We start from the raw sequence: 21,990 nt of genomic DNA, 5'->3' as shown, positions 1-21,990 counted from the left end.
CGGATTAACGCGAAGCTGCGGCAATCTGTCCAGCAGATGCGTTTGGCGCATCCGTCGGCGCTGCCTGTTCAGCCCTTCGTCCAATGCTGCATCGTCGTCACCGAGCGGGCGAGCTGTGGCGCGGGATGGATTTTCTCGCTGAAGGTGGCGGCGGCGCGCCAGCCCCAGCGCGGATCGGCGAGGAAGGCGCGGGCCAGCGCGACTATGTCGGCGCGGCCGTCGGCGACGATCGCCTCTGCCTGCGAGGGATCGTCGATCAGGCCGACAGCCCGTGTCGGGATGCCGGCGCCCTTGCGCACCGCTTCGGCCAGATGCACCTGATAGCCGGCGCCGGTCGGCAGCTTCTGCAACGGCGAATTGCCGCCGCTCGAACAGCAGATATAGGCAACATCAAGCGCCTTCAAAGCTTTGGCCACCTCGATCGCCTCTTCGACCTCGAAGCCGCCATCGACCCAGTCCTTCACCGACAGGCGGGCGCCAAGCATCAGGTTTGGAACTGCCTTCCTCACCGATTTGGCGATCTCGATGAGGAAGCGCATGCGGTTTTCCAGCGAGCCGCCCCAGCGGTCGGTGCGCTGGTTGGAAAGCGGCGACAGGAACTGGAAGATCAGATAGCCGTGCGCGGCGTGCAACTCGAGGAAGTCGAAGCCGGCGCGCTCGGCCCGCTTCGCGGCTTGAGTGAAGCGCTCGATAAGCTGCAGGATTTCATCCTCCTCCAGCGCATGCGGCACATTCCAGCCGGTGTCATAGGCGATGGCCGAGGCCGAGACGGTCTGCCAGGGATCCTCGCCCGGCTGCAATGGGCCGCCGCCTTCCCAGGGCTTTCGGTTGGAGGCCTTGCGGCCGGCATGGGCAAGCTGAATGCCGAATTTCGTTTCCGGCGCGGCGACGCGCCTTGCTGCATCCAGCGTGCGCCGGGCGGCCGCCTCGTTGTCGTCGGAATAGAGGCCGAGGCAGCCATGGGTGATGCGGCCGCGCCGTTCGACGTCGGTCATCTCGACGGTGACCATGCCGGCGCCCGACATCGCCAGGTTCATCCAGTGATAGAGATGCCAGTCGCTGGCCGAGCCATCTTCGGCGGAATACTGGCACATCGGCGCCACCGCGATACGGTTCGGAAAGGTCAGGCCGTCGAGAGCGATCGGCTGGAAAAGCGCTGCGGTCATCAAAAAACTCCGGAGAGGGACTGCAGCTATTTAGGCGATGGCAGTTGCCGGCACCAGACACGAGGCGGTGAAAGCGTCGCCGTTTCGGTTGCGCGCAAAACCGTTCGCGGTTACGCCATGGCGCCGACAGCTTGGAGCTCATCATGGAAGATCGTATCCGCATCCGCTCGGAGGAAGTCCTGTCCGACGACTGGGCGGTCCTGAAGAAGACTATTCTCGATTACCGTCGGCGCGACGGGCAGTGGGAGACGCAGATTCGCCAGACCTACGATCGTGGCGACGGCGCGGTGATCCTGCCTTTCGATCCCGAGCGTCAGACGGTGCTTCTGGTGCGGCAGTTCCGCTACCCCGCCTACGTCACCGGCCACCGCGAACCGCTGATCGAGGCCTGCGCCGGCCTGCTCGACAAAAACGATCCCGAAACCGCCATCCTCAAGGAGGCCGAGGAAGAGCTCGGCTATCGCCTACAGAACATCGAGCGGCTGTTTTCCCCCTATATGAGCCCGGGCAGCGTCACCGAACGGCTGTGGTTCTTCGTGGCGCGCTATTCACCCGCCGACCGCATCTCGGCCGGCGGCGGCGCGGCCGACGAGGGCGAGGACATCGAGGTTCTGGAAATGCGGCTTGATGAAGCGCTGGCCGGCATTTCAGACGGCCGCATCATCGATGCCAAGACGATCATCCTGATCCAGCATTTGAAACTGTACCCGATGAAGGGCTAGCTCGGCGAAGCTCGACGTGCCTCACTGCTGCGGGCAGGGTGGCCGTCCACTTCGCGGATGAAGTTGCGCAAGTTGCAAGGACACCGGAATGGCGCGTGGCGCAAAGGCATGGCTGAAGCGAAACAGCGCGCGGGCATCTCTCCTGTTGCTGAACGCCGCGCTGCTTGTCCGCTATCGCCGGTTGACCCAGCGTTTCCTTGAGCGAATGCGGCATCTGCCGAATTTTGCAGCCCCGGTGACGTTCACGGAAAAGGTCCACTGGCGCAAGATTTTCGATGACGATCCTCGCTTTATCGGCCTTCTCGACAAGCTCAAGTCCAAGGAAATCGTCAGGGAGCGGCTTCCCGGGCTCGCCATCCCGGAGGTGCTGTGGCAGGGCGACGATCCGCGCCAGATCCCCTTCGATGACCTGAAAATCCCATACGCCGTCAAATGCAACCACGGTTGCGCCATGAATGTCATCGTTCGCGATCCGGCCAACGCCGACCGGGAGGCGATCATTGCCGAGATGACGGAATACCTTGGCCAAACCTATGGCGCCCGCAAGCTGGAGCGCAGCTATGCGCACATAGAGCGGCGGGTTTTCGTCGAAGCGCTTGTCGGCAAGGACCAGGATTATGACCCGGTCGACTACAAATTCTGTGTGCTGGCTGGCCACGTCGCCTACATTGTCGTCGTCGCCTTCCGTTCCACGGTCAAGAATACCGCCCACCTGGATCGCGATTGGCGCCCGCTGAACATCGTCCAGGGCGCGATCGACTCGAGCCTGGAAATTCCCCCTCCCAAGAGCCTGGCGCGGATGATCGAGGCAGCCGAGGCGCTCGGCAGCGAGTTCGACATGGTGCGTGTCGATTTCTACGAGGAGGAGGGGGAGCCGATCTTCGGAGAATTCACGGTCTACCCACGCAGCGGCTTGCTGCAATTCGACCCGGCTGCCTTCGACCGCGAACTGGGCGCGCATTGGGATATTGGCGCGTCAGGTTACCTCAGTCGTTTGCCCAGCCGATTTGCCCAACGATACAAGGCGATGCTCGTCGCCGCCGGCTATCTCGACGTTTGAGATGGCTGCCTTGGGTGGCGTGCCACCCGAAGCTCGAAGAGCGAAGGGTGGTGCGGAGAACCCATACGATTAGAGATCGAGGCAAACTGATAGCTCAGCAGGTCAATAGCCGTGATTTCGAAGTGCTGCCTCAACTGAGCCGTAGCGGTCAATTTGCCCTGCTGGGATCAATCTTCGTGAGCCGCTGCCTGGTCTCGACCACGCGCCTTTGCGCAGATCGGATTCGGCAAGGCGAGATTCTTAGCGACGCCGCAGTCTTCATCGAGCAAGTTTTCAGCGCGCTTCCTGCTGCGACTCGGCCGATTACCGCTAAGGTTACCGGCAAGCTCTCCCACGTCCGGACTGGGTCGAGATCATTTGAAGAACTCTTTCAGCTTGTTGAGTCGACTGTCGCCAGAGGCCTTCCGGCTTTCAGGACACGCCGCCTCGCCGATCGTATCCTGCTGGATAAAGCGAGGTTCTCAGCCACCATTTTCTCGCTGAGTACCAGCGCGAACTCGGTCTGTTTGATGCGCTGCTGAGCATCAGCGAGTTGCATCGTGAAAAGATCGGTTGCCATTGTTGATCCGGGATCCGCGAGATTCATGATTGCGTAACACATGGCGGCCGAAATCGTTCCTAGTTGTCGGGCGAAGCCGGTGCCGCAAAGGGCGGCTGAGTTTGAACTTCCGACCCGACCAGACGTCCGCGAGCGCCAAGGCATCGAGAGCCCAGTGATCGGAGGGCCACGACGAGCGGGCGCAACCCGACCACTTAAGTGATCAGCCTCGCTACAGCCTTGACAGGTACAGTCGCGGCCTCATCAAGGGGAGGTATCAATGGTCTCGGCGATTGGAAACCAACATCGGCAGGCAGCTGAAACTCGACCGAAACCCGCAAAGACAGAACCGGGCGAAGGATTTGCGCCAGGCAAAAGCGCAGACAGCGTAGGACATCGCGCCAAGGCAATGGCGGCAGAAAGTGGCGACACGGATTCTGGCGCCCAGGGGCGCGCCGCATCGACAATCGCCAGGATGGATATCACCGTTTTGGCTCCACAGAGCGAAGAGCCGCCTTTGGAGTAGCCCGGGCGGCCGTGCCGCTGCCTCAGTCCTTGTGCAGCACAACGCGCGCTGGCTACGCTCGGTGGCCATCGTCGTCTCGAAACACTTCGGGCGTTGCACTGCCGCGAGCCGCCTTCGCTGCTGGTCGAGGGGCTGTAACCCTTGGTGAGGCCGGCATCGCCTCGCCGGTCGTTGCGAGCCCACGATCGGGCGGCCAAGCGACCTTCCCTGTGTCGGTCTCTATTTGATACTAGGGGACGGCGGTTTCATCACGGGCAGTTGCAGCTGGTCAATGGTTGCGACGATGCCGGCGGCAATGGCTTCCGCCTCATGGATCAGTTCCGGACCATAGAGCCCATTGACCATCTCTTCGCTCGGCAGCACGCCAGGAGGACAGTGCTCTTCCATTGTGCGCCGGATGAGCGTCAGCGCTGCCCGGCATTGGTCGGCTTCGATCTTCATAGCTCTTCAAACATCCAATTCGTCTAAAATGTTCCGGAACTAATTTAGCGATAGCTAATTGAAGTCGTGGTTCTGCGAGTCAGTGCATGCGTCTGAAATTCATCAAGCCTATGGAACCCGAACTGGTCGACACGCCGCCGATGGGCGATGATTGGATTCATGAGATCAAATTCGATGGCTACCGCACCCAGGTCATCAAGGATGATGACGGGATTCGGCTGATCACCAAGAACGGTTATGATTGGACGGGCCGCTACATCCAACTTGCCGGTGAGGCGGAAGCGATCGAGGCGAAAGACTTCATCATCGACGGCGAGACCATTACGATCAATGAGGCTGGCCTATCCGACTTCCATGCGCATCAATCAGCCGCGACCAGCCGCAAGCCGTCGCGCGATCTGTATCTGCTAGCATTCGACCTCTTGCACCTGAACGGGCATGACTTGCGGAACACGCCGGTGGAAGACCGTCGCGAGATCCTCCGGGCGTTGATCCCGGACGGCGGCCGAATCCAGTTCAGCGAAGCGATGCCGGGCACTGGCGACGCCGTCTTTCATCTGGTCGACCAGGCTGGGCTTGAAGGTATCGTTTCAAAGCGGAAGGGCAGCAAGTATCGGTCGGGTCCGACGACGAACTGGCGCAAGATCAAGTGCTATGCCGAAAAGGAGATGGACATCATCGGCGTGCAGCGCGAGGCCGGCAAGCCTGCCATGGTGCTGATGGCCGACAAAGGCCACTATGCCGGCGGCGCCTTCGTCACCTTCAAGGCGGACAAGCGCCAGCGCCTATGGGACCGCGTGCAAGGCAAGATTGGCGGGCCGGCGCCGAAAGGGCTCAAGAGTGACAAGGCCGAATGGCTAAAGCCGGGCCTGGTCGGCCGCGTGCGGTTCCTAAAGGGCGAGGAGAAGCTTCGCCATGCCAAGCTGCTGGATTTCCGGGAGGAGACTTAGCCCGGAGGCTTGTCCCGGGGCTGTGCCGGTCCTGTCCCGTTCCACTGGATGAACTTCGCCCTCTGGCCGGTGATGGTCTCGATCGACTTCAACAGGGGTCCATGGACCTTACGTAGAGCTTGGTAGTGCTCGCCGTGGTACGCCAGGAGCGGCCCGACGATGCTCTTGTGCAGCGCTTCGGCTGCCGCCAGGAAGCGCTCGATTTCAGCCCGGGAAAGTTGTTCCGAAGGTTTGGTTCTGGCCATTGGCGCTCTCCATTGAGGGGTCGCCGCAACGAGGACTATAATCCTACATGCCGGACTGCCTGACAAGAGGGCTCGCCGGCCTTACCCCGCAGGTAGCAGTAGGGCGACGGCGCCAAGCGCAGCATCAGGAGCAACCACCAGCAAAGATGAGCAACGGCAGGCCCGGCGACCTCCTTTGGCACACGGGACAAACAAGAAGGTCGCCGAGCCTTACCGGCGCTGCTTTGTGAGGGAGACGACGCCGGATGAGATGAGAGTATGCGATCGTGCTAATCTCTGCGAACCATGCGAACGAAGGAAAGCCTTGTGGCACCGACGTTGAGATCAAGGTCGGCGGGGCGCTGATCGCTGCGGCAGGATTCTTCCAAAGCGGTAGTGAGTCCAGAGCGGAACATTAGCGTCGGCTAACGGTTAATTCGGCAGTGTTCCGAACCGTGATTGGTAGAGCGATGGTGACGTTTCATCTTGTCTATTTTTCCGGCCTGACGGCAGACCAGCTGCTAGGCAGCGCCGTTTCTATCCTGGCGTGTTTGCTGCTTTATAACGCTCTGGCTACGGACGCCTAACTGATAGGTCGGCCAGCGGCCCGGCATCCTTGGCAGCCGGCGATTGCCATCCCGATGCCAACTTCAAGACCTATCACGAGGCCAAAGACAAGCTTGCCGACGAAATCAATGGCGAGGGCCGGACAGGACGCCACACGTCCAGGCAGGGCTCTCTGAGGGCATTGGCGATGCCCGTTGCCTCAAGGTGGCGAGCTTTTTTAGTTAATAGGCCTCCGCGCTGGGCAATCTGTTCCGAGAGCTTCTGTGATGCCTCTATGACGTGGCAAACCTTGGAAAAGGTTTCCGTGGCAGGACCGGGGTACGATTCTAACCAACTAGGGCTGTATAGGCCACTAGCGCCCGACGATCCGGCTAATCATGTCGTCGTCAGGTGCGCTGTCGGTGAATTCCCGTAGGAGCGCCTTCGCGTGGTCTACCCAATGCTCTTCAGCCAGGTTCAGCTCCCGAACGGATCTCCTGAAGGTCTCGCACACCACATCGAAATCGAAGGCGTCAATGCTGTAGCCTTCCTCGTCATGGTCCATCGGCCGCCTCCCCCAATGGGGGAAACTGTACGGAATCGTACGAAGCAAGTGCAAGGGCATTCAAAAGCAATTGGCTGATGCCGCCCGATCGTTCCACAATGTGTTGCTAATATGCAGCACCGACTGAATCTCCGATCAGCGGCACTTGTGGTTGGTTCCAACAGCTGCGCGTTGACGGCAAGATGCCAAAGCCAACGACATGCGGGCGACGAAGATGGACAAGCGACAAAACACAAGAAATGTTGAGTTGGTCGGTCTTCTGGCCGTGCCGTTGTCAGTTCTAATCACGCTGCTGATAGCTGGAATGATCCTTTGCTGAAATGTTTGAGTGGCAAAAGGCTGGGGCGGGTTTTTCCCCTTTGAAAGAAGTCACGATGTCCCTATCCGTCGAACCCCCGATATTGCCAGAGGATAGCCCAGACCGTGAGGTGAACTGTGAAGTCGCATTAGAAGCCGCGTTTGCGGCCTTGGTGACTGCGTCAGAAGCGCAAGGTTGGACGCCACAGGAAACGGCTGCAACTCTTCTTAAAATCGCGACGGAGCATGCCCACCGGGTTGAGGCCGCTGCGGCCCCAGCCGGCTCCCAAGGGAGTGCTTGACCTGGCCCGCGCGGTCGGTCGCTACCGACAGGAGTGTTGCAGCAGGTATTCCAGCAAGAGTGTTAAACCTCTTCAGTTTTGTCCCTCTCCTCTGCCAATGCGCTTTTATCAAAGCCAAGCCCCAGTGGCATCGGCATGATAAGGTCTGTGAGTTGCGGCTTACACTCGAAGAGGATTGCCCTGGCCAATAGGTGGCCGGCTCGCAAAGGTCTTTGAGACGTTCTGCAGCCACATCCTCTATGCCGACATGCTCCATAGCGTATGAAGAGCTACCAGCACGCTTGTAATATAGCTTTTGATCGCTGCGGTGTGGTCGACGTTCCGACCGTGGCACGTCAATGACTATGAAACCGGCGTTTTGGTCGGCATTCGATGCAAGTCCGGCGACACGGATACCGTCGTTTTTCGGCTGCATTAGATCCCCAACTGCCGAGCTTACGACCGAAAGGGCTACAGGTTCGGGATTTGGCTCAAGCGCAGTTGCGCCGTCAGCCCCGTCACTGTTCTTACGGCAACCAATACCGAACACCAAAACTCCAGCATGGCAGTTCCCGGCTTTGTATCCCGGCTCTACGGCTACCCGCGTCAGCCTTTTCTATGGTAGCCAGTGAGTTCTTACAGAACGAATCCTAAGCATTTCAATTGGTGCGGACGACGGGAATCGAACCCGTACGATCAGAGATCGAGGGATTTTAAGTCCCTTGCGTCTACCAATTCCGCCACGTCCGCAGGCCAGCCCTTTTCAGACGCCAGCGAAAACCCGTCAAGCCATCTTTTGCCGAGTGTCGGACTCATGAAAGGTGGTTCGCGATTTCAAAACAATTGGTTGTGGCGAAAATCTCAGTCGCCGAGAAGGCTCAGAATTTGTAGCTGAGATTAATACTAACCGCGTTCAGCATCACATCCTGATCGCGATCGTTGAAGGGTTCCGCCACGTCATAGTGCTCGGAGCCGAAATCATAATAGCGATATTGCGCGCCGACGATGAATTTGTCGGTCAGCGCATAGTCGACGCCGGCGCCCAACGTCCAGCCGACATTCGTGCGTGTGCCGGCGAACGACGCGCCCGCGACTTGCGAAGTTTCGATGCCGGCAAAGGCGACGCCGCCGACGCCGTAGACCAGCACGCGGTCCATGGCGAAGCCCGCTTTGGCGTCGACAGATCCGAACCACTTGATGTCCGTGCGGAATGTGCTTCCAAGGCCTGATACGGCCGTACCGTCGACGGCGGAATAATTGAGCTCCGCCTCGGCGCCGAGCACTGCCTGGTCGAACTGCCACAGGCCGGCGACATGGCCCCCGACGAAACCGCCGTCAATATCGGGCGAGATGGAAAACGGCGCGCCTTCCGTCACTGATATGTCGGACTGGCCCCAGCCGTAGCCGGCCTGCAGGCCGGCATAGTAGCCGGTCCAGTCGAAGCCTGGTTCGGTCATCGGCACCGCCATCGGGTCGGCGGCGAATGCCGGCGCGGCCAGAGCGATCAGAAATCCGGCACTGGCAATCGTCAGACAGCGCATCGAGTTCTCCGAAAAGGCGGTTCAGAAGGCGCCTTGCCGGAAGGTAATCCTATTCGCCGCAAAACGGAACCCATTGTTCAACAATCGGAATGTACCCGTTGCTGCGCTGGGTGCTCAGCTGGGGGCGCTATTTGGCGTCGATGAAGTCCAGCGCCGCCTGACTATATTCGTCCGGCGCCTGCAGCATGGCGAAATGACTGGCGTTGGGCAGGATGATGAGCTTGGCGCCCGGAATGACGGAGGCCATGTATTCGGTGTGTTCGCGCTTGATCGCCTCGTCATGGTCGCCGGCAACGATCGCGGTCGGCGTGGTTATCTTGCCGAGCTGTTCCTTGGTCCAGGCCGGCTCCGACTCCCACATGTGGCTGATCTGCGCCACGAAGGCATCGTACTGGTCGGGAGTCTTCGACAGTTTCTTGTAGTCGCGGCCCGAGCGGTCGATATAGGCGGCAAAGGTCTTGTTGGTCAGCACACCCGGATCGACGCCATCGGTGGTGACGTTGGCGGCCTGCGCAAAGAGCCGTGTCAGCCGCTCCGGATGATGCAGCGCAATGTCGATGCCGATAATGCCCCCGTCGCTCCAGCCGACAAGAGCGGTCTTGTCGATCTTGAGATAGTCGAGCAGCGCAAGATAGTCCGACGCCATGAGGTCATAGCCGTAAGCTTGCTCGGTGCGGGTAGAACGGCCATGGCCGCGGCTGTCGGCAATGATCACCTTGTGCGTCTTGGACATCGTCGCCACCTGGCTTGCCCAGATGTCGCCATGGCCAAGGCCGCCATGGATCAGGAGAATCGGATCACCGGCGCCGAAAACGGCATAGTACATCTGGATGCCGTTGACCGGCGCATACCCGCTCTGATCCGGTTTGGGCATCGCCGCCGGCTCCGGCAAGGTCTGCCAACGTTCCTCGGCGGATACAAAGCCGGCCGAGATCAGGAACAGGGTGACGAAGGCGAGTGCTTTCAGGAACCGGATCATGACTTCACCTCAGGAGGTTTCGGGCTCATCACAACAAAAACCCGCCTCGCGGCGGGTCGTCGGCGCAAATCAGCACCATAGCCAGAATGGTAGCATAAGTGGCGGCACAAGCCAAACTGAATGACCGCACCGCTGATGCCTGCCCTCGGGGGTGAGCAGGTGCGGCGCATCCGCCCCGGGCGAATTCTCATCGACGGATTTCGTCCGTGATCGCTGGCCAAAACCTTGCCGGCTTGGCACAGTCTGGCAAACAGGAGTCTTTCATGGCCAAGCAGCCGTCGGCGACGAAACCCAAGCCCTGGACCGAGATGGCGACGCATCTGGTCGATGTCGCGACGGGGCGCAAGCCTGCCGATCTCGTCATCCGCAACGGCCGCTGGGTGAACGTGCATTCGGGTGAGATCATAGCCGGCACCGACATCGCCATATCAGGCGGCCGCTTCGCCTATTGCGGGCCGAATGCCAGCCATGCCATCGGCCAGGGCACCAAGGTGGTCGACGCCGGCGGTCGCTATCTGGTGCCCGGCCTGTGCGACGCGCATATGCATGTCGAGAGCGGCATGGTGACGGTGACCGAGTTCTGCCGCGCCGTCATCCCGCACGGCACCACCTCCATGTTCATCGATCCGCACGAGATCGCCAATGTGCTGGGTCTGCCCGGCGTGCGGCTGATGCATGACGAGGCCGTCGCCATGCCGATCAACATCCATGTCCAGATGCCGTCCTGCGTGCCGTCCGCGCCGGGGTTGGAGCATGCCGGGGCAGAACTGACGGTCGCCGATGTCGCGGAAGCGATGACCTGGGAAAACATCATCGGGCTCGGCGAAGTGATGAATTTTCCCGGTGTCGTGGCCAACGATCCGGTGATGTCGGGCGAGATCGCCGCCACGGTGCGAGCGGGCAAGACGGTCGGCGGCCACTATGCGTCGCGCGATCTCGGCCTGCCGTTCCATGGCTATGTCGCCGGCGGGCCGGAGGACGACCATGAAGGCACACGCGCCGAGGACGCAATCGCCCGTGTGCGCCAGGGTATGAAGGCAATGCTGCGGCTGGGCTCGGCCTGGTACGATGTTGCCTCGCAGATCAAGGCGGTGACCGAGAGCGGTCTCGACCCGCGCAACTTCATCCTGTGCACCGACGACAGCCATTCCGGCACGCTGGTGCATGAAGGCCATATGGACCGGGTGGTGCGCCACGCCATCCAACAGGGATTGAAGCCGGTGACGGCGATCCAGATGGCGACGCTGAATACCGCCCAGCATTTCAAGCTGGAGCGCGAACTGGGCTCGATCGCGCCGGGACGGCTGGCCGATCTGCTGATCGTCTCCGATCTTGCCGCCATGACCATCGACGAGGTCTATGGCCGCGGCGTCAGGCTGGCCAAGGGCGGCAAGCTCGAGATCGACATTCCGGCCTATGATTACCCCAAATCGGCGAAGAACACCGTCAAGCTCGGCAAGAAGCTGAAGCCAGGCGACTTCGACATTGCGGCGCCCAAGGGCGCCAACGAGGTGCGGGTGCGGGTCATCGGCGTGATCGAAAACCAGGCGCCGACGCGGGCGCTGGAGGCCGACCTGCCGGTCGAGGACGGGCTGGTCGCCATGGACCGCCGCAACGACATCTGCCAGATCGCGCTGGTCGAGCGCCACCGCGGCACCGGCGGCGTCACCAATGCCTTCGTCTCAGGCTTCGGCTATATGGGCGACTGCGCCATGGCGTCGAGCGTCGCACATGATGCCCACCACATCATCTGCGTCGGCACCAACAAGGAAGACATGGCCCTGGCCGTCAACCGGCTGGGCGAGGTCGGCGGGGGCGTGGTGCTGTTTTCGAAGGGCAAGGAGCTTGCGCTGGTCGAAATGCCGATCGCCGGGCTGATGTCGGACGAGCGGGCGGAAATCGTGGCGGCCAAGGCGGAGAAACTGACCGAGGCGATGCGCAAGATGGGCTGCTCGCTCAACAACGCCTACATGCAGCACTCGCTGCTGGCGCTGGTCGTCATCCCGGAACTCAGGATTTCCGATGTCGGCCTGATCGACGTGACGACGTTCCAGAAGGTAGGTTTGTTTATCTGAGATCAGCCCCGGTGCTTGGCTCTCATCCGCCGGTGGCGATGGTCAGCACCTTGAATGGCGTGGTGATGATGATCTCGGCGACGGATCCGACTGCCTTGCCGAGGCCTCGGCCGAGATTGTCGATCTGGCCCTGCGTGGGTTCGTCCGATGCCAGGCCGGCTGGAGCGCGCAGACGGTCGCCGAGCAATTGCACCAGGAACGGGTTGTCGGCGAATTTGGCGTGGTTCAGGCGGTCGCCGCCCTTGATCTGGCTGAGGTCGGCCACAACGACGCCGTAACTGGCAATGTCGGCGGCGTTGCCGTAGTCGCCGACGCGCGGCTTGTCGCCGGATAGCAGGCTGGACAGTCTCAGAGCACGGTCGTCGGCGGAAAGCAGGATGACGAACGGCCTGTCGGGCTTGCCGTAGCGGATCATCTGCTTCTTGAAGACGTCGACATCGATATCGGGCGATGCCAGGACAACACGGCCGAGCTTGCCGTCGAGATCGCGGTCGCCGGTGATGGCGAGCTGGCGCAGCGCTTCCATCGTCACCCAGGTTCCCATCGAATGCGCGATGATGTCGATGCTCTTGACCTTTGTCTTGGCGAGCATCCTGAGCGTCGCCTCGAGGTCGTCGCGCGCGGCGTTGGCGCTGTCCTTGTCGTAGATATAGCCCGTGGTCTTGCCGCTCGAAGCCCACGAAAACAAGATCGGCGTGCCGGGATATTCGGTGTCGTGGGCGATCTGCGTCAGCCGGTAGACCCCATCGTCGAAGCCGTTGTTGAAGCCGTGGACGAAGACCAGCGCGCGGTCGCCATTCATGGTGATGTTGGCGCCGACGGCCTTGGCGAATTGCGAGGCGTCGCCATAGTGGACGACATCGGTGACGGTGAATTGCTTGGCCGGGTTCGAATTGGCCGAGCCCTTGGCGCGCTCGATGGCGCCGACCTGGTGGACCTTCGGCACGGTGACGTCGACACGGGCGTAGCTGGTGGTCAGCGAGCGATCGCCATCGAACACCTGGCGTGGGTCCTTGGTCGCCTGCTTGCGGGTGGTGGCGACGAAGATTTCGTGGGTGGCCGCGATGTCGGAGGCAGGCACCGAAACCGTCGTCTTGTTCAACAGGTCATGGGTGTTCGGGCCGGCGCAGCCGGCGGCAGCGAGCGCGAACGCAAGGACCAGGACAGTCTTCCAACGCTCGTTCACGCGGGCTCCCGCTGGCGCATTGGCGCCGATTTCAATGTCGTAGAGGCAGAGACCGGCCCGGTCCAGTTGAAAGTGATCGGGCCGAGCGGCATTCGCGACCTCACGCGGCGACGGTCGCCGCAAGGCAACAGCCTTATTGTCCGAGCGCGCTGATGCGGTCGGTCACCGTCTGGTCGCTGGCAAAGCCGTCATCCTCGCGCAGCCGCTGGCCGATCATCTTCACCAGTTCGGGATTGTCGGCGAACTTGGTGTGGTTGAAGCTGTCGCCTCCCTTGACCTTGGAGAGGTCGACCACGGTGACGCCATAAGCGGCGAGGTCGGCGGCATCCTTGTAGTCGCCGACGCGTGGCCGCGAGCCGGCAATCAGGCCTGAGAGCCGCAGCGCACGGTCGTCGTCGGAGAGCAGCAGGATGAACGGCTTGTCCGGCTTGCCGTAGCGGCGCATCTGGCTCTTGAAGACGTCGACGTCGATGTCCGGAGAGGCCAGCACGACATCGCCGAGCTTGCCGCCGAGATCGCGGTCGCCGGTGATGGCCATCTGGCGCAGCGTTTCCATGGTCACCCAGGTTCCGAGCGAGTGGGCGACGATGTCGATGCGCCGCGCGCCGGACTGCTGCAGCATGCGCAATGTCACCTCCAGCTGATCGCGGGCGGCGCTGGCGCTTTCCTTGTCATAGACATAGTCGGTGGTTCTGGCGCCGGATGCCCAGGAAAACAGCACCGGCGTGCCGGGATAGCCGGAATCGTGGACGATCTGGGTCAGGCGGTAGACCGCGTCGTCGAAGCCGGTGTTGTAGCCATGCACGAAGACCATGACGCGGCCGCCGCGCGCGGCAATGTCGGCATTGAGCGCACTGGAGAATTTCGGCTGCGCATCGTAGCCGACGACCTCGGAGGCCATGAAGTACTTCGCTGGGTCGTTGGACCTGCCGCGCGAGCGGCGCTCGATCTGGCCGGTCTGGTGGATGCCGGGAACGGTGACGGTGACGCGGGCGTAGTTCAGCGTCGCCGAGCGTTCGCCGTCGAAAACTTTGTTGGGATCGTCGGATTTCTTGCGTGTGGTGGCAATGAAGATCGAGTGATTGCCCGAGATTTCGGTCACCGGCGTGGACATGACGGCGCTGCCGAGCAGTTCCTCGGTTTTGCGGCCGCCGCAGCCGGCGATCAACAGGGCAAGTGCAAGAATGCAAATCGTCTTCAAACGCACGTCAAAAATTCCACTCCGGCCAAAAGGCCCATATACCCCCGCGGCACCTCCCGGACAGTGAGAGTGCGGCAGAAGTAAGTCGTGTCCAGCCGAAATGTGGTCAGCGTCGAGCCACGGTCATCGCACTGTTGCGCGAAAGCCAGAATGGCGGCAGGAACGCAGGGATGTTGGAGAAGGGCAATACCTCGGGCTTGAGCCTGATGCCCAGCACATCGCCCATGAAGGCGCGGCGCGCCTCGATGCGGCGCCATGCCTCGGGATAACGGGCCGCGATCTCCTCGCGCAACGCCTCATCGGCAAGCGCGATACCGTCTTCGATGTTGGTGGTGAAATAGCTGGTTCCGGTCGCCGGAATGATGTCGACCTGCAGCGCCATGCCGGACCGCAGCGCGATGTCCGAGCCGGAAAACACCGGCGAATGCATCCATTCGTCGATATGGACGAGATGGCCGGGGTTGAGCGAGACGCCGAAGAACGTGTCGCCTATGCGGTCGTGCACGGCTTTCCACAGCACGCCGCCGGCAACGCCGATGCCGATGGTCTCGTACCAGTCGACGACGGCGGCGAAATAGGGCGCGACCAGCTTGTCGACATAATCGTCTATCTCGCGCGGCAGTTCCGCGGCGCTCTCGACCAGGAAGCCAGCGCGGGCGTTGAGCGAGCCCTGGATGCCATAGGCCATGGTGACGGGATCGCCGCGCTTGATGATGTCGAGGCGCGGGCTAGGCAAGCCGTAGGGCGCACGCCTGCCGGCGGACAGCATCGGGTGGCAGCACAGGGGCAGGCCGTTGATCCCCATCAGCCGCGCGGCCTGCAATTCGCTCATGCCGGGCTCGATATTCCCAAGCACGTTGCGCAGGCCCTGCGAGGAAAAGGTCGCGGCGAATTCGAAGGACGCCAATTGGTCTGCCTCGTTGATGGCGCGTAGGCCGTCGGACGGGTTCATCAACAGGTTGGCGGCGTTGACCACCGCGCCTCTGTCGCCGGCCAGTGTGCGCAGCGTATCGGCGATGAAGGACGGCAGGTCGAGCGTCGTCTCGCCAAAGCCGCCATCGCCGGGCCCGAACGGCTTCCAGCCGATGGCGCCGATCTTCTGGCCGGCTTTCAGGCCGCAGGCGGCAAGTGTGTCGGCAAGCGAGGCGGAGCGGTCGCGTGGCTGCGCCGGCAGCGAGAAGGTCTGGTAGAGGACGCGCTCGTAAGGCCCGTCGCAGATTTCGGCATAGCCCCAACCCTCATTGCCGACGAGAAGTTTTGGCTGGCTGCCGGGAACGATGACCAGCAGCGTCTCCTCGAAACGCGGATCGTAACCACTGAGATAGGCGACATTGGCCGCGTGCTCGCGGTCGCCATAGACGGCAAAGGCGTCGAGCCCGGCCTCGGCGCCGCGCGCCAGCAGAGCCTCGATGCGCGCTTCGTAGGTCCGCCGCTGAACTAGCGGCATCACTGTTGGTTCGCCGAATTCAGGAAGGTCTACGGTCTTCAGGGCGACAGCCGAAACAGGCATGAAGATGGCTCCAATGGATTTCCTGCTGGCGCGTCAAAGCGGCCGCGCCGCATCGGTGGCTGCAAACGGCGAATTGTGCAATAGGCTTCGCCTTCGAACCATTCGATCCAGAGGTGACGGCGCCATGAACAGTTTCTCCTCCCGTGTCGCCACCGCCGCAGCCGCGATCCGCGAGATCTTTCCCGAAACGCCGCTGCAGGAAAACAACTATCTGTCGAAGAAGACGGGGGCTCGGGTGCTGTTGAAGCGCGAGGATCTTTCGCCGGTGCGCTCCTACAAGATCCGCGGCGCCTTCAACTTTTTCCGCAAGGCGCTTGCCGCCGGCAACGAGGCCGAGCTGTTCGTCTGCGCCTCGGCCGGCAACCATGCGCAGGGCTTTGCCTTCGTCTGCCGCCATTTCGGCAAGAAGGGCGTGGTCTTCATGCCGGTGACGACGCCGCAGCAAAAGATCGACAAGACGCGGCTGTTCGGCGGCGATTTCGTCGAGATCAGGCTGGTCGGCGACTTCTTCGACGACTGCTACCGCGCCGCCTTCGAATTCACCGAAAGTTCCGGCGCGCATATGGTGCCGCCCTTCGACCACAAGGATATTATCGAGGGGCAGGCGACGGTCGCCTATGAGATCGCCGACCAGATGCCAGGCGCGCGCATGCCCGACATCATCATGCTGCCGGTCGGCGGCGGTGGCCTGGCCGCGGGGGTGACGCACTATTTCGCCGATCAGCAACGTGACGCGCGCTACGTCTTTTGCGAACCGGCCGGTGCGCCGAGCCTGCATCAGAGCCTCGCCAGCGGCAAGCGCGTCCGGCTCGCCAATGTCGACAATTTCGTCGACGGCGCGGCGGTGGCCGAGATCGGCCGCGAGCCGTTGCGCCACCTCAAGGAGTTCGCCGCTCAGGCGGTGCGGCTGATCCCTGAGAACCGGCTCTGCGCCACCATGATCGAGATGCTCAACATCGAAGGTGTGGTGCTGGAGCCGGCCGGTGCCTTGGCGATCGACGCGTTGAAGGATTTTTCGCGCAAGGAAATCCGCGGCAAGACCATCGTCGCGGTGGTGTCGGGCGGCAATTTCGATTTCGAGCGGCTGCCCGACGTGAAGGAGCGGGCGCTGCGCTTCGAGGGGCTGAAGAAATATTTTATCATCCGCTTTCCGCAGCGGCCGGGCGCGCTGCGCGACTTCCTCGAACTGCTCGGTCCCGACGACGACATCGCGCGCTTCGAATATCTGAAGAAATCGGCGCGCAATTTCGGCTCTGTGCTTATTGGCATCGAAACCAAAGACCGGCGAAACTTCGATTTGCTGAGGGCGAATTTCGAGGCCGAGGGCGTGCACTATCAGGACATCACCGACAACGAGACCCTGGCCGGGTTCATCATATGAGCGGCACTGTCTTCGTCGCACTGTTTTCCGGCATCAATGTCGGCGGCAACCGCATCGTCCAGATGGCGGAGTTGCGGGCGTTATTCGAGGCGCTAGGCTTCACCGATGTCGCCAGTTATGTGCAGAGCGGCAATGTCGTGTTCCGGACCAAGAAGGGCGACACCGCCACGCTGGCGAAACAGATCGAAACGGCGTTCGAGAAAAAATGGGGCTTTCACTCGCGCATACTGGTGCGCGATCTCGGCTGGCTCGAACGGCTGGTGAACGAAAACCCATATCCGGAGGTCGCCGGCGATTCGACCAAGCTCCATGCCTACACGCTGGAGCGCCAGCCGACGGCGGACGAGATCGCCAGGCTTGCCGAAAAATGCACCGGCCCGGAAAGCTTCGAGGTCAAGGGCGACGTGCTCTACCTCAATGCGCCGGACGGGCTCGGCAAATCGATGTTCGGCAATCTCATCCCGCGCACGTTGAAAGTGCCCGGCACCGCGCGCAACTGGCGCTCGGTGCTTGCGCTGCTGGAGATGGCGCGTTCGCTTTGAATCGCTTAGATCTGCATTGCGGTCGCGATGCTAATTAAGTCTCGGCTAAACAGTTGTTTTTCTGCAACAATTTTCGATTATCCAGCCTGGGCAGCTTAATGACTACTGCATGTCTGTGCTATGCTCCTTCCGACGCATTGGGGAGTTTCATGAAACGTCTGCTTCTCGCATCTACTTTCCTGATTTCGGCTTGCGGCGCGGCGTTCGCCGCCGACGTGATTGAGACCGTACCGGCAGGGTTTGTCTGGTCGGGTGGCTATGTCGGCATCAACGCCGGCTATGGCTGGGGACGCGGTGACGCGGTCGACCAGACGGATTCCTTCTTCGATGAGGAGCTTGGTCAGACCCATGACGTCGATACCGACGGCTTCCTCGGCGGCGTTCAGGCCGGTTACAACTGGCAGTCCGGAGCATTTGTCTATGGCGTCGAAGCCGATCTGGGCTATCTCGGCCTCGACGGCGACAGGACTATCGTCGAAGAGCCGGACAATTTCGGATCGGCGAAACTGGGCGTCTATGGCGATCTGACGGCACGTCTGGGCTACGCCACCGACAGGCTGCTGATCTACGCCAAGGGCGGCGCGGCGGCGACTCACTACAAATTGAGTTATGGCGATACTTTCGATTTTGACGGGGTGCCCGACCCGGACAGCAGCGCATCGAGGAGCGGAGGCCGCTTCGGCTATACGATCGGTGGCGGTGTCGAATGGGCCTTCGCCGACAAATGGACCACGAAGCTGGAATACCAGTACTTCGACTTCGGCAAGGTCCGTTTGACAGATATCGAGGGCAACGACGCAAGGGTGAAGATCGACGCCCATACGATCAAGATCGGCCTGAACTACAAGTTCTGATCGATCCGTCGTTCCGACAATTCAGATGGCGTCGCAACCAAGTGACGCCATAACGTTGTCCGGGGCTGGCAGCTTCCGGCGTTCGGCGTTGCGGCTGACAGCAGATCAGGTCGCCGGAGCCTGCTTCCACTCGAAAGTCAGCTCCTCACGGAAGGCGAAGCGCTTGATGTGATCGGCAACGACGCTCTCCATGCGCTCCAGCGATCCACTTTCATCTGTCGACACCGTGATATGCAGCGCTGCCGCATCGGCATCGAGAACCGTGCGGCCGAGCGACAGATCGATGGTGCCGTGGTTTGGATCGAACTCGACGGGAAATTTGTGCGCCCAGTGCTTGCACAGCTGCTGCAAATAGCGGCTGGCATATGCGGTGGTGACATCGGCACGGCTGGTCGGCATAAATGAATTCTCCTGGATGAGGCACTGGCTTTGTTTGGCTGGCGCGACAGGCAGGTAAATAGGTGCCGTTGCTCGAAATGGCAAAGGCGGCCGGCTTGTCGGCGCGGCCGCCTCGCTCAAGATGGCGTGATCGCTACCAGGTGCCGGTGTTCGGCATCGATGCCCACGGCTCGGCCTTGGGCTTGGCCGGGCCCTTCTGCAGCAGTTCGAAGGAGATGCCGTCCGGCGACTTGACGAAGGCCATGTTGCCGTCGCGCGGCGGCCGGTTGATGATGACGCCATTGTCCATCAGATGCTGGCAGGTGGCGTAGATGTCGTCGACCTCATAGGCGAGATGGCCGAAATTGCGGCCGCCCTTGTACTCCTCCGGATCCCAATTGTAGGTCAGTTCGATCAGCGGCGCCTTCTCAGTGATGCCGCTTTCTACATCCTCGGAGGCGGCGAGGAAGATCAGCGTGAAGCGGCCCTGCTCGTTTTCGTAACGGCGCACTTCCTTAAGGCCGAGCTTGTTGCAGTAGAAATCAAGCGAGACATCGACGTCGGCGACACGGACCATTGTGTGGAGGTAGCGCATGGGATTTCCTCGGGGATGTTTGGGTTGCGAGGCAACATAAGGTCCACCCCGCCGAAGGGCAACGAGCATCGGACTGGAAAAGTGGTCACCGGTTTTGGAAAAATCAGATTGCTCTGACAAAAGCGTCGAACACAAGTGGTTGCCGATTTCGGCAAAATCCCTTGCAAATTGCCGACCGGTTGACCGCCTTGATGGATCGTCATTGCTGCCGGCAGCGACGCCGGCAAACAACAAGTCAGCTATTCCTGTATTCAACCGTGAAAAAAGGCACGGCAGGTCTTGCACACCCCGGAAGCGGCGGTGTTAATCTAATGTCAAGAATCACTTGCGGTTTTCTTGAAAAAAAGGGGGCGTTCTTATGGGGGATAAGGCCTCTTTCACGAGGCGGGATGAGAACCTTGACGGCGCCCTGAAGCGCGACAGTGGCGGCGATAGCGCCGACCTTGTCGAAATCGCCGGCGCCATCAAATGGTTCGACGTGGCCAAGGGCTACGGTTTCATACTACCCGATGACGGTTCTTCGGGCGACATCCTCCTCCATGTCACCTGCCTTCGAAAGGACGGTTTTCAGACGGCATTGGAGGGCGCGCGTGTCGTGTGCGTTGTCAAGCACGGCGACCGTGGTTTGCAGGCGTTCCGGGTGCTGTCCATGGACACCACTACGGCGATCCATCCGGCCGAGATGCAGGAACAGCGCACCCATGTGGCGGTGACGCCGGAAAGCGGGCTCGAGCGGGCGCTGGTTAAGTGGTTCAACCGCACCAAGGGCTTCGGCTTTCTGACGCGCGGGGAGGGCACCGAGGATATCTTCGTCCATATGGAGACGCTGCGCCGCTATGGCATCACCGAGCTCAGGCCCGGACAGGTCGTGCTGGTGCGTTTCGGACGCGGTGACAAGGGCCTCATGGCTGCCGAGATTCACCCCGATATGGGCACCTTGCCGGTCGCGCATTAGGACGCGAGCCTTCCTGAGGAAGTCAGGACGGCTCTTTTTCTTGGTTTCACCACGATCTTATCCGAATACCTGAGACCACTTTTAGGGATCATGGTCTTTGGTCGAGGATTTCCAATGGCGTACAGGAACTGGCTGACAGCGGGCGCGCTCTGCGTCATCGTTGCGGTAGCCGCAGGCGCTTACTTCTATTCCGGGCAGCCGACCGCATCCCAGCAGACGATCGCCGGCGGTCAGGCGATGATCCTTCCCGTCGATCCGACACCCTTGGTCGTGGCGACGAAAGGCGGCGATAAATCCTTTTCGATCGAAGTCGCCGACACCGACTCGGAACGGGAGGCCGGCCTGATGTATCGCCAGGATATGGCCGACAATCATGGCATGCTGTTCGTCTTCGAGATGCAGAAGCAGGTCGGCTTCTGGATGCACAACACGCCGATGCCGCTCGACCTGATCTTTGTTGGACAGGACGGCAAGGTCCGGGCCGTCAAGCACGGCACTCCATTGTCCGATGCAGTCATCTCGCCGGGTGTGCCAGTGCGCTTCGTGCTGGAGCTCAAGGCCGGCACCGCCGCCAAAAACGGCGTCGACTATGGCGATCTGCTGCGCCATCCGGCCGTCGGCACGGTGTCCGGCCCCGGCATGCCGCCATCGGACAAGGGCAACGCGCCCACGCCCGGCGCCGGCTGAGCCGCTCCCGATGCAATTCTTCTCCCATGACGGGTTCGACTTCGCCTTCCTCGACCGCGAGCCGGCGTCGGGGGCGGGCGATCCGGTGCTGATGATCCACGGCTTTGCCTCCAGCCACTATGTCAACTGGGTATCGCCCGGCTGGTTCAAGACGCTGAACGATGCCGGCTATCGCGCCATCGCCTTCGACAATCGCGGCCACGGCTCGTCGTCGAAAAGCTATGACGAGGCCGACTACACCCCGGCCAAGATGGCCTCGGACGCGGCAGCGCTGCTCGACCATCTCGGCATCGGGCGCGCGCATGTCATGGGCTATTCGATGGGCGCGCGCATTTCGGCGTTCCTGGCGCTGTCGGATCCGGACAAGGTGGCGACGCTGGTCTTCGGCGGGCTCGGCATCGGCATGATCGACGGGGTCGGCGACTGGGATCCGATCGCCGAGGCGCTGCTGGCCGACGATCCGGCCGCCACCAGCCATCCGCGCGGCCGCTCGTTTCGCGCCTTTGCGGATCAGACGCGCAGCGACCGCCGGGCATTGGCGGCCTGCATCGCCACGTCGCGCGAACTGCTCAGCGAGGACGATATGGCGCGCATCGCCCAACCGACGCTGATTGCCGTCGGCACGACAGACGATATTGGCGGCTCGCCCGACGAACTGGCGGCGCTGATGCCGAACGCCAGAGCATTTCACATCGACGGCCGCGACCATATGCTGGCTGTGGGCGACAAGACCTTCAAGCAGCGGGTTTTGGAGTTTTATGCCGAAAATCCGCTTTAACCGGTAAGCGAT

Annotated in this window: 22 protein-coding genes and 1 tRNA gene; 10 read left to right on the top strand and 13 right to left on the bottom strand. The window is 61.5% G+C overall.

All coding sequences use genetic code 11. The annotated features are described in order from the left end of the window. Positions 1-68: 68 nt before the first annotated feature. Entirely contained in the window at positions 69-1,166 is a 1,098-nt protein-coding gene (locus NKJ64_RS11140) for an NADH:flavin oxidoreductase/NADH oxidase (RefSeq protein ID WP_023701165.1), read from the bottom strand. Between the two features lie 143 nt (positions 1,167-1,309). On the opposite strand from NKJ64_RS11140, the gene NKJ64_RS11135 reads away from it, so the two are divergent. Together NKJ64_RS11135 and NKJ64_RS11130 are read left to right on the top strand one after the other, a co-directional pair. Next, complete coding sequence (locus NKJ64_RS11135; protein ID WP_023753305.1) at positions 1,310-1,888, top strand: NUDIX domain-containing protein; 579 nt, start codon at positions 1,310-1,312, stop codon at positions 1,886-1,888. An 88-nt stretch (positions 1,889-1,976) separates the two neighbouring features. Continuing rightward, on the top strand, positions 1,977-2,948 hold the full coding sequence (locus NKJ64_RS11130) for an ATP-grasp fold amidoligase family protein (protein WP_023753304.1): 972 nt from the start codon (positions 1,977-1,979) through the stop codon (positions 2,946-2,948). Positions 2,949-3,318: 370 nt separating this feature from the next. On the opposite strand, the gene NKJ64_RS11125 is transcribed toward NKJ64_RS11130, so the two are convergent. Both NKJ64_RS11125 and NKJ64_RS11120 read right to left on the bottom strand, forming a co-directional pair. Beyond that, on the bottom strand, positions 3,319-3,507 hold the full coding sequence (locus tag NKJ64_RS11125; protein ID WP_023688348.1) for a hypothetical protein: 189 nt from the start codon (positions 3,505-3,507) through the stop codon (positions 3,319-3,321). Between the two features lie 724 nt (positions 3,508-4,231). Next, positions 4,232-4,453, bottom strand: a complete 222-nt coding sequence (locus NKJ64_RS11120) for a hypothetical protein (protein WP_023681532.1) — start codon at positions 4,451-4,453, stop codon at positions 4,232-4,234. Between the two features lie 86 nt (positions 4,454-4,539). Here NKJ64_RS11120 and NKJ64_RS11115 point away from each other — a divergent pair, with 86 nt between their 5' ends. Beyond that, positions 4,540-5,403 (top strand): ATP-dependent DNA ligase, encoded by an 864-nt coding sequence (locus NKJ64_RS11115; protein WP_023667527.1) that lies wholly within the window; start codon positions 4,540-4,542, stop codon positions 5,401-5,403. On the opposite strand, the gene NKJ64_RS11110 is transcribed toward NKJ64_RS11115, so the two are convergent. From NKJ64_RS11110 to NKJ64_RS11090, 5 genes are all read right to left on the bottom strand, one after another. Continuing rightward, positions 5,400-5,648 (bottom strand): hypothetical protein, encoded by a 249-nt coding sequence (locus tag NKJ64_RS11110; protein ID WP_023695401.1) that lies wholly within the window; start codon positions 5,646-5,648, stop codon positions 5,400-5,402. The two genes, NKJ64_RS11115 and NKJ64_RS11110, sit on opposite strands and share 4 nt — an antisense overlap. 898 nt (positions 5,649-6,546) lie before the next feature. Then, complete coding sequence (locus NKJ64_RS11105; protein ID WP_023667524.1) at positions 6,547-6,738, bottom strand: hypothetical protein; 192 nt, start codon at positions 6,736-6,738, stop codon at positions 6,547-6,549. Positions 6,739-7,980: 1,242 nt separating this feature from the next. Then, positions 7,981-8,066 (bottom strand) — tRNA-Leu (locus NKJ64_RS11100). Positions 8,067-8,194: 128 nt separating this feature from the next. Continuing rightward, positions 8,195-8,857 carry an outer membrane protein gene (locus tag NKJ64_RS11095; RefSeq protein ID WP_023710596.1) on the bottom strand — a complete coding sequence of 221 codons (663 nt, stop codon included), beginning with the start codon at positions 8,855-8,857 and terminating at the stop codon, positions 8,195-8,197. Between the two features lie 127 nt (positions 8,858-8,984). Continuing rightward, complete coding sequence (locus tag NKJ64_RS11090; RefSeq protein WP_023695399.1) at positions 8,985-9,836, bottom strand: alpha/beta fold hydrolase; 852 nt, start codon at positions 9,834-9,836, stop codon at positions 8,985-8,987. 263 nt (positions 9,837-10,099) lie between these two features. Here NKJ64_RS11090 and ade point away from each other — a divergent pair, with 263 nt between their 5' ends. Continuing rightward, on the top strand, positions 10,100-11,911 hold the full coding sequence (gene ade / locus NKJ64_RS11085) for an adenine deaminase (RefSeq protein WP_352462551.1): 1,812 nt from the start codon (positions 10,100-10,102) through the stop codon (positions 11,909-11,911). A gap of 22 nt (positions 11,912-11,933) precedes the next feature. On the opposite strand, the gene NKJ64_RS11080 is transcribed toward ade, so the two are convergent. The 3 genes from NKJ64_RS11080 to NKJ64_RS11070 all read right to left on the bottom strand — a co-directional run bounded on the left by NKJ64_RS11080 (position 11,934) and on the right by NKJ64_RS11070 (position 15,808). Continuing rightward, positions 11,934-13,097 carry an alpha/beta hydrolase gene (locus NKJ64_RS11080; protein ID WP_031238546.1) on the bottom strand — a complete coding sequence of 388 codons (1,164 nt, stop codon included), beginning with the start codon at positions 13,095-13,097 and terminating at the stop codon, positions 11,934-11,936. Between the two features lie 133 nt (positions 13,098-13,230). Beyond that, positions 13,231-14,304 carry an alpha/beta hydrolase gene (locus NKJ64_RS11075; RefSeq protein WP_023706608.1) on the bottom strand — a complete coding sequence of 358 codons (1,074 nt, stop codon included), beginning with the start codon at positions 14,302-14,304 and terminating at the stop codon, positions 13,231-13,233. Between the two features lie 100 nt (positions 14,305-14,404). After that, positions 14,405-15,808 carry an aminopeptidase P family N-terminal domain-containing protein gene (locus NKJ64_RS11070; RefSeq protein WP_352462549.1) on the bottom strand — a complete coding sequence of 468 codons (1,404 nt, stop codon included), beginning with the start codon at positions 15,806-15,808 and terminating at the stop codon, positions 14,405-14,407. 124 nt (positions 15,809-15,932) lie between these two features. On the opposite strand from NKJ64_RS11070, the gene ilvA reads away from it, so the two are divergent. From ilvA to NKJ64_RS11055, 3 genes are all read left to right on the top strand, one after another. Continuing rightward, positions 15,933-17,189, top strand: coding sequence for a threonine ammonia-lyase IlvA (gene ilvA, locus NKJ64_RS11065; protein ID WP_352462548.1), 1,257 nt, complete (start codon positions 15,933-15,935; stop codon positions 17,187-17,189). Next, entirely contained in the window at positions 17,186-17,731 is a 546-nt protein-coding gene (locus tag NKJ64_RS11060; protein ID WP_352462546.1) for a DUF1697 domain-containing protein, read from the top strand. Before ilvA ends, NKJ64_RS11060 begins: the two co-directional genes overlap by 4 nt. A 149-nt stretch (positions 17,732-17,880) precedes the next feature. Next, a complete protein-coding gene (locus NKJ64_RS11055; protein WP_352462544.1) occupies positions 17,881-18,585 on the top strand; it encodes an outer membrane protein in 705 nt (234 codons plus the stop codon). A 105-nt stretch (positions 18,586-18,690) separates the two neighbouring features. On the opposite strand, the gene NKJ64_RS11050 is transcribed toward NKJ64_RS11055, so the two are convergent. Together NKJ64_RS11050 and NKJ64_RS11045 are read right to left on the bottom strand one after the other, a co-directional pair. Further along, positions 18,691-18,984, bottom strand: coding sequence for a DUF2218 domain-containing protein (locus NKJ64_RS11050; RefSeq protein WP_023681521.1), 294 nt, complete (start codon positions 18,982-18,984; stop codon positions 18,691-18,693). A 133-nt stretch (positions 18,985-19,117) separates the two neighbouring features. Further along, positions 19,118-19,558 (bottom strand): VOC family protein, encoded by a 441-nt coding sequence (locus tag NKJ64_RS11045; RefSeq protein WP_023667513.1) that lies wholly within the window; start codon positions 19,556-19,558, stop codon positions 19,118-19,120. A 358-nt stretch (positions 19,559-19,916) separates the two neighbouring features. Between NKJ64_RS11045 and NKJ64_RS11040 the strand changes: the two genes are divergently transcribed. The 3 genes from NKJ64_RS11040 to NKJ64_RS11030 all read left to right on the top strand — a co-directional run bounded on the left by NKJ64_RS11040 (position 19,917) and on the right by NKJ64_RS11030 (position 21,978). Continuing rightward, positions 19,917-20,513, top strand: a complete 597-nt coding sequence (locus tag NKJ64_RS11040; RefSeq protein WP_352462543.1) for a cold-shock protein — start codon at positions 19,917-19,919, stop codon at positions 20,511-20,513. Positions 20,514-20,627: 114 nt separating this feature from the next. Next, positions 20,628-21,200: a DUF192 domain-containing protein gene (locus tag NKJ64_RS11035; RefSeq protein ID WP_352462542.1), complete on the top strand. Its 573-nt coding sequence runs from the start codon at positions 20,628-20,630 to the stop codon at positions 21,198-21,200. 10 nt (positions 21,201-21,210) lie between these two features. Then, complete coding sequence (locus tag NKJ64_RS11030; RefSeq protein ID WP_352462541.1) at positions 21,211-21,978, top strand: alpha/beta fold hydrolase; 768 nt, start codon at positions 21,211-21,213, stop codon at positions 21,976-21,978. Positions 21,979-21,990 lie beyond the last annotated feature (12 nt).

The sequence above is a fragment of the Mesorhizobium sp. M0062 genome (assembly GCF_040323125.1).
In the GTDB taxonomy this organism is placed as follows: Bacteria; Pseudomonadota; Alphaproteobacteria; order Rhizobiales; family Rhizobiaceae; genus Mesorhizobium.
Note: the sequence above shows the minus strand (reverse complement) of the source record. Positions and strands in the feature narration are given on the sequence as shown.

Bases quoted from the DNA above. Each gene is read 5' to 3' on its own strand.
- NKJ64_RS11110 (WP_023695401.1), bottom strand. From the start codon at position 5,648: ATGGCCAGAACCAAACCTTCGGAACAACTTTCCCGGGCTGAAATCGAG.
- NKJ64_RS11125 (WP_023688348.1), bottom strand. From the start codon at position 3,507: ATGGCAACCGATCTTTTCACGATGCAACTCGCTGATGCTCAGCAGCGC.
- NKJ64_RS11140 (WP_023701165.1), bottom strand. From the start codon at position 1,166: ATGACCGCAGCGCTTTTCCAGCCGATCGCTCTCGACGGCCTGACCTTT.
- NKJ64_RS11055 (WP_352462544.1), top strand. From the start codon at position 17,881: ATGAAACGTCTGCTTCTCGCATCTACTTTCCTGATTTCGGCTTGCGGC.
- NKJ64_RS11035 (WP_352462542.1), top strand. From the start codon at position 20,628: ATGGCGTACAGGAACTGGCTGACAGCGGGCGCGCTCTGCGTCATCGTT.
- NKJ64_RS11115 (WP_023667527.1), top strand. From the start codon at position 4,540: ATGCGTCTGAAATTCATCAAGCCTATGGAACCCGAACTGGTCGACACG.
- ilvA (WP_352462548.1), top strand. From the start codon at position 15,933: ATGAACAGTTTCTCCTCCCGTGTCGCCACCGCCGCAGCCGCGATCCGC.
- NKJ64_RS11045 (WP_023667513.1), bottom strand. From the start codon at position 19,558: ATGCGCTACCTCCACACAATGGTCCGTGTCGCCGACGTCGATGTCTCG.
- NKJ64_RS11050 (WP_023681521.1), bottom strand. From the start codon at position 18,984: ATGCCGACCAGCCGTGCCGATGTCACCACCGCATATGCCAGCCGCTAT.
- NKJ64_RS11105 (WP_023667524.1), bottom strand. From the start codon at position 6,738: ATGGACCATGACGAGGAAGGCTACAGCATTGACGCCTTCGATTTCGAT.
- NKJ64_RS11135 (WP_023753305.1), top strand. From the start codon at position 1,310: ATGGAAGATCGTATCCGCATCCGCTCGGAGGAAGTCCTGTCCGACGAC.
- NKJ64_RS11095 (WP_023710596.1), bottom strand. From the start codon at position 8,857: ATGCGCTGTCTGACGATTGCCAGTGCCGGATTTCTGATCGCTCTGGCC.
- NKJ64_RS11040 (WP_352462543.1), top strand. From the start codon at position 19,917: ATGGGGGATAAGGCCTCTTTCACGAGGCGGGATGAGAACCTTGACGGC.
- NKJ64_RS11120 (WP_023681532.1), bottom strand. From the start codon at position 4,453: ATGAAGATCGAAGCCGACCAATGCCGGGCAGCGCTGACGCTCATCCGG.
- NKJ64_RS11070 (WP_352462549.1), bottom strand. From the start codon at position 15,808: ATGCCTGTTTCGGCTGTCGCCCTGAAGACCGTAGACCTTCCTGAATTC.
- NKJ64_RS11060 (WP_352462546.1), top strand. From the start codon at position 17,186: ATGAGCGGCACTGTCTTCGTCGCACTGTTTTCCGGCATCAATGTCGGC.
- ade (WP_352462551.1), top strand. From the start codon at position 10,100: ATGGCCAAGCAGCCGTCGGCGACGAAACCCAAGCCCTGGACCGAGATG.
- NKJ64_RS11030 (WP_352462541.1), top strand. From the start codon at position 21,211: ATGCAATTCTTCTCCCATGACGGGTTCGACTTCGCCTTCCTCGACCGC.
- NKJ64_RS11130 (WP_023753304.1), top strand. From the start codon at position 1,977: ATGGCGCGTGGCGCAAAGGCATGGCTGAAGCGAAACAGCGCGCGGGCA.
- NKJ64_RS11090 (WP_023695399.1), bottom strand. From the start codon at position 9,836: ATGATCCGGTTCCTGAAAGCACTCGCCTTCGTCACCCTGTTCCTGATC.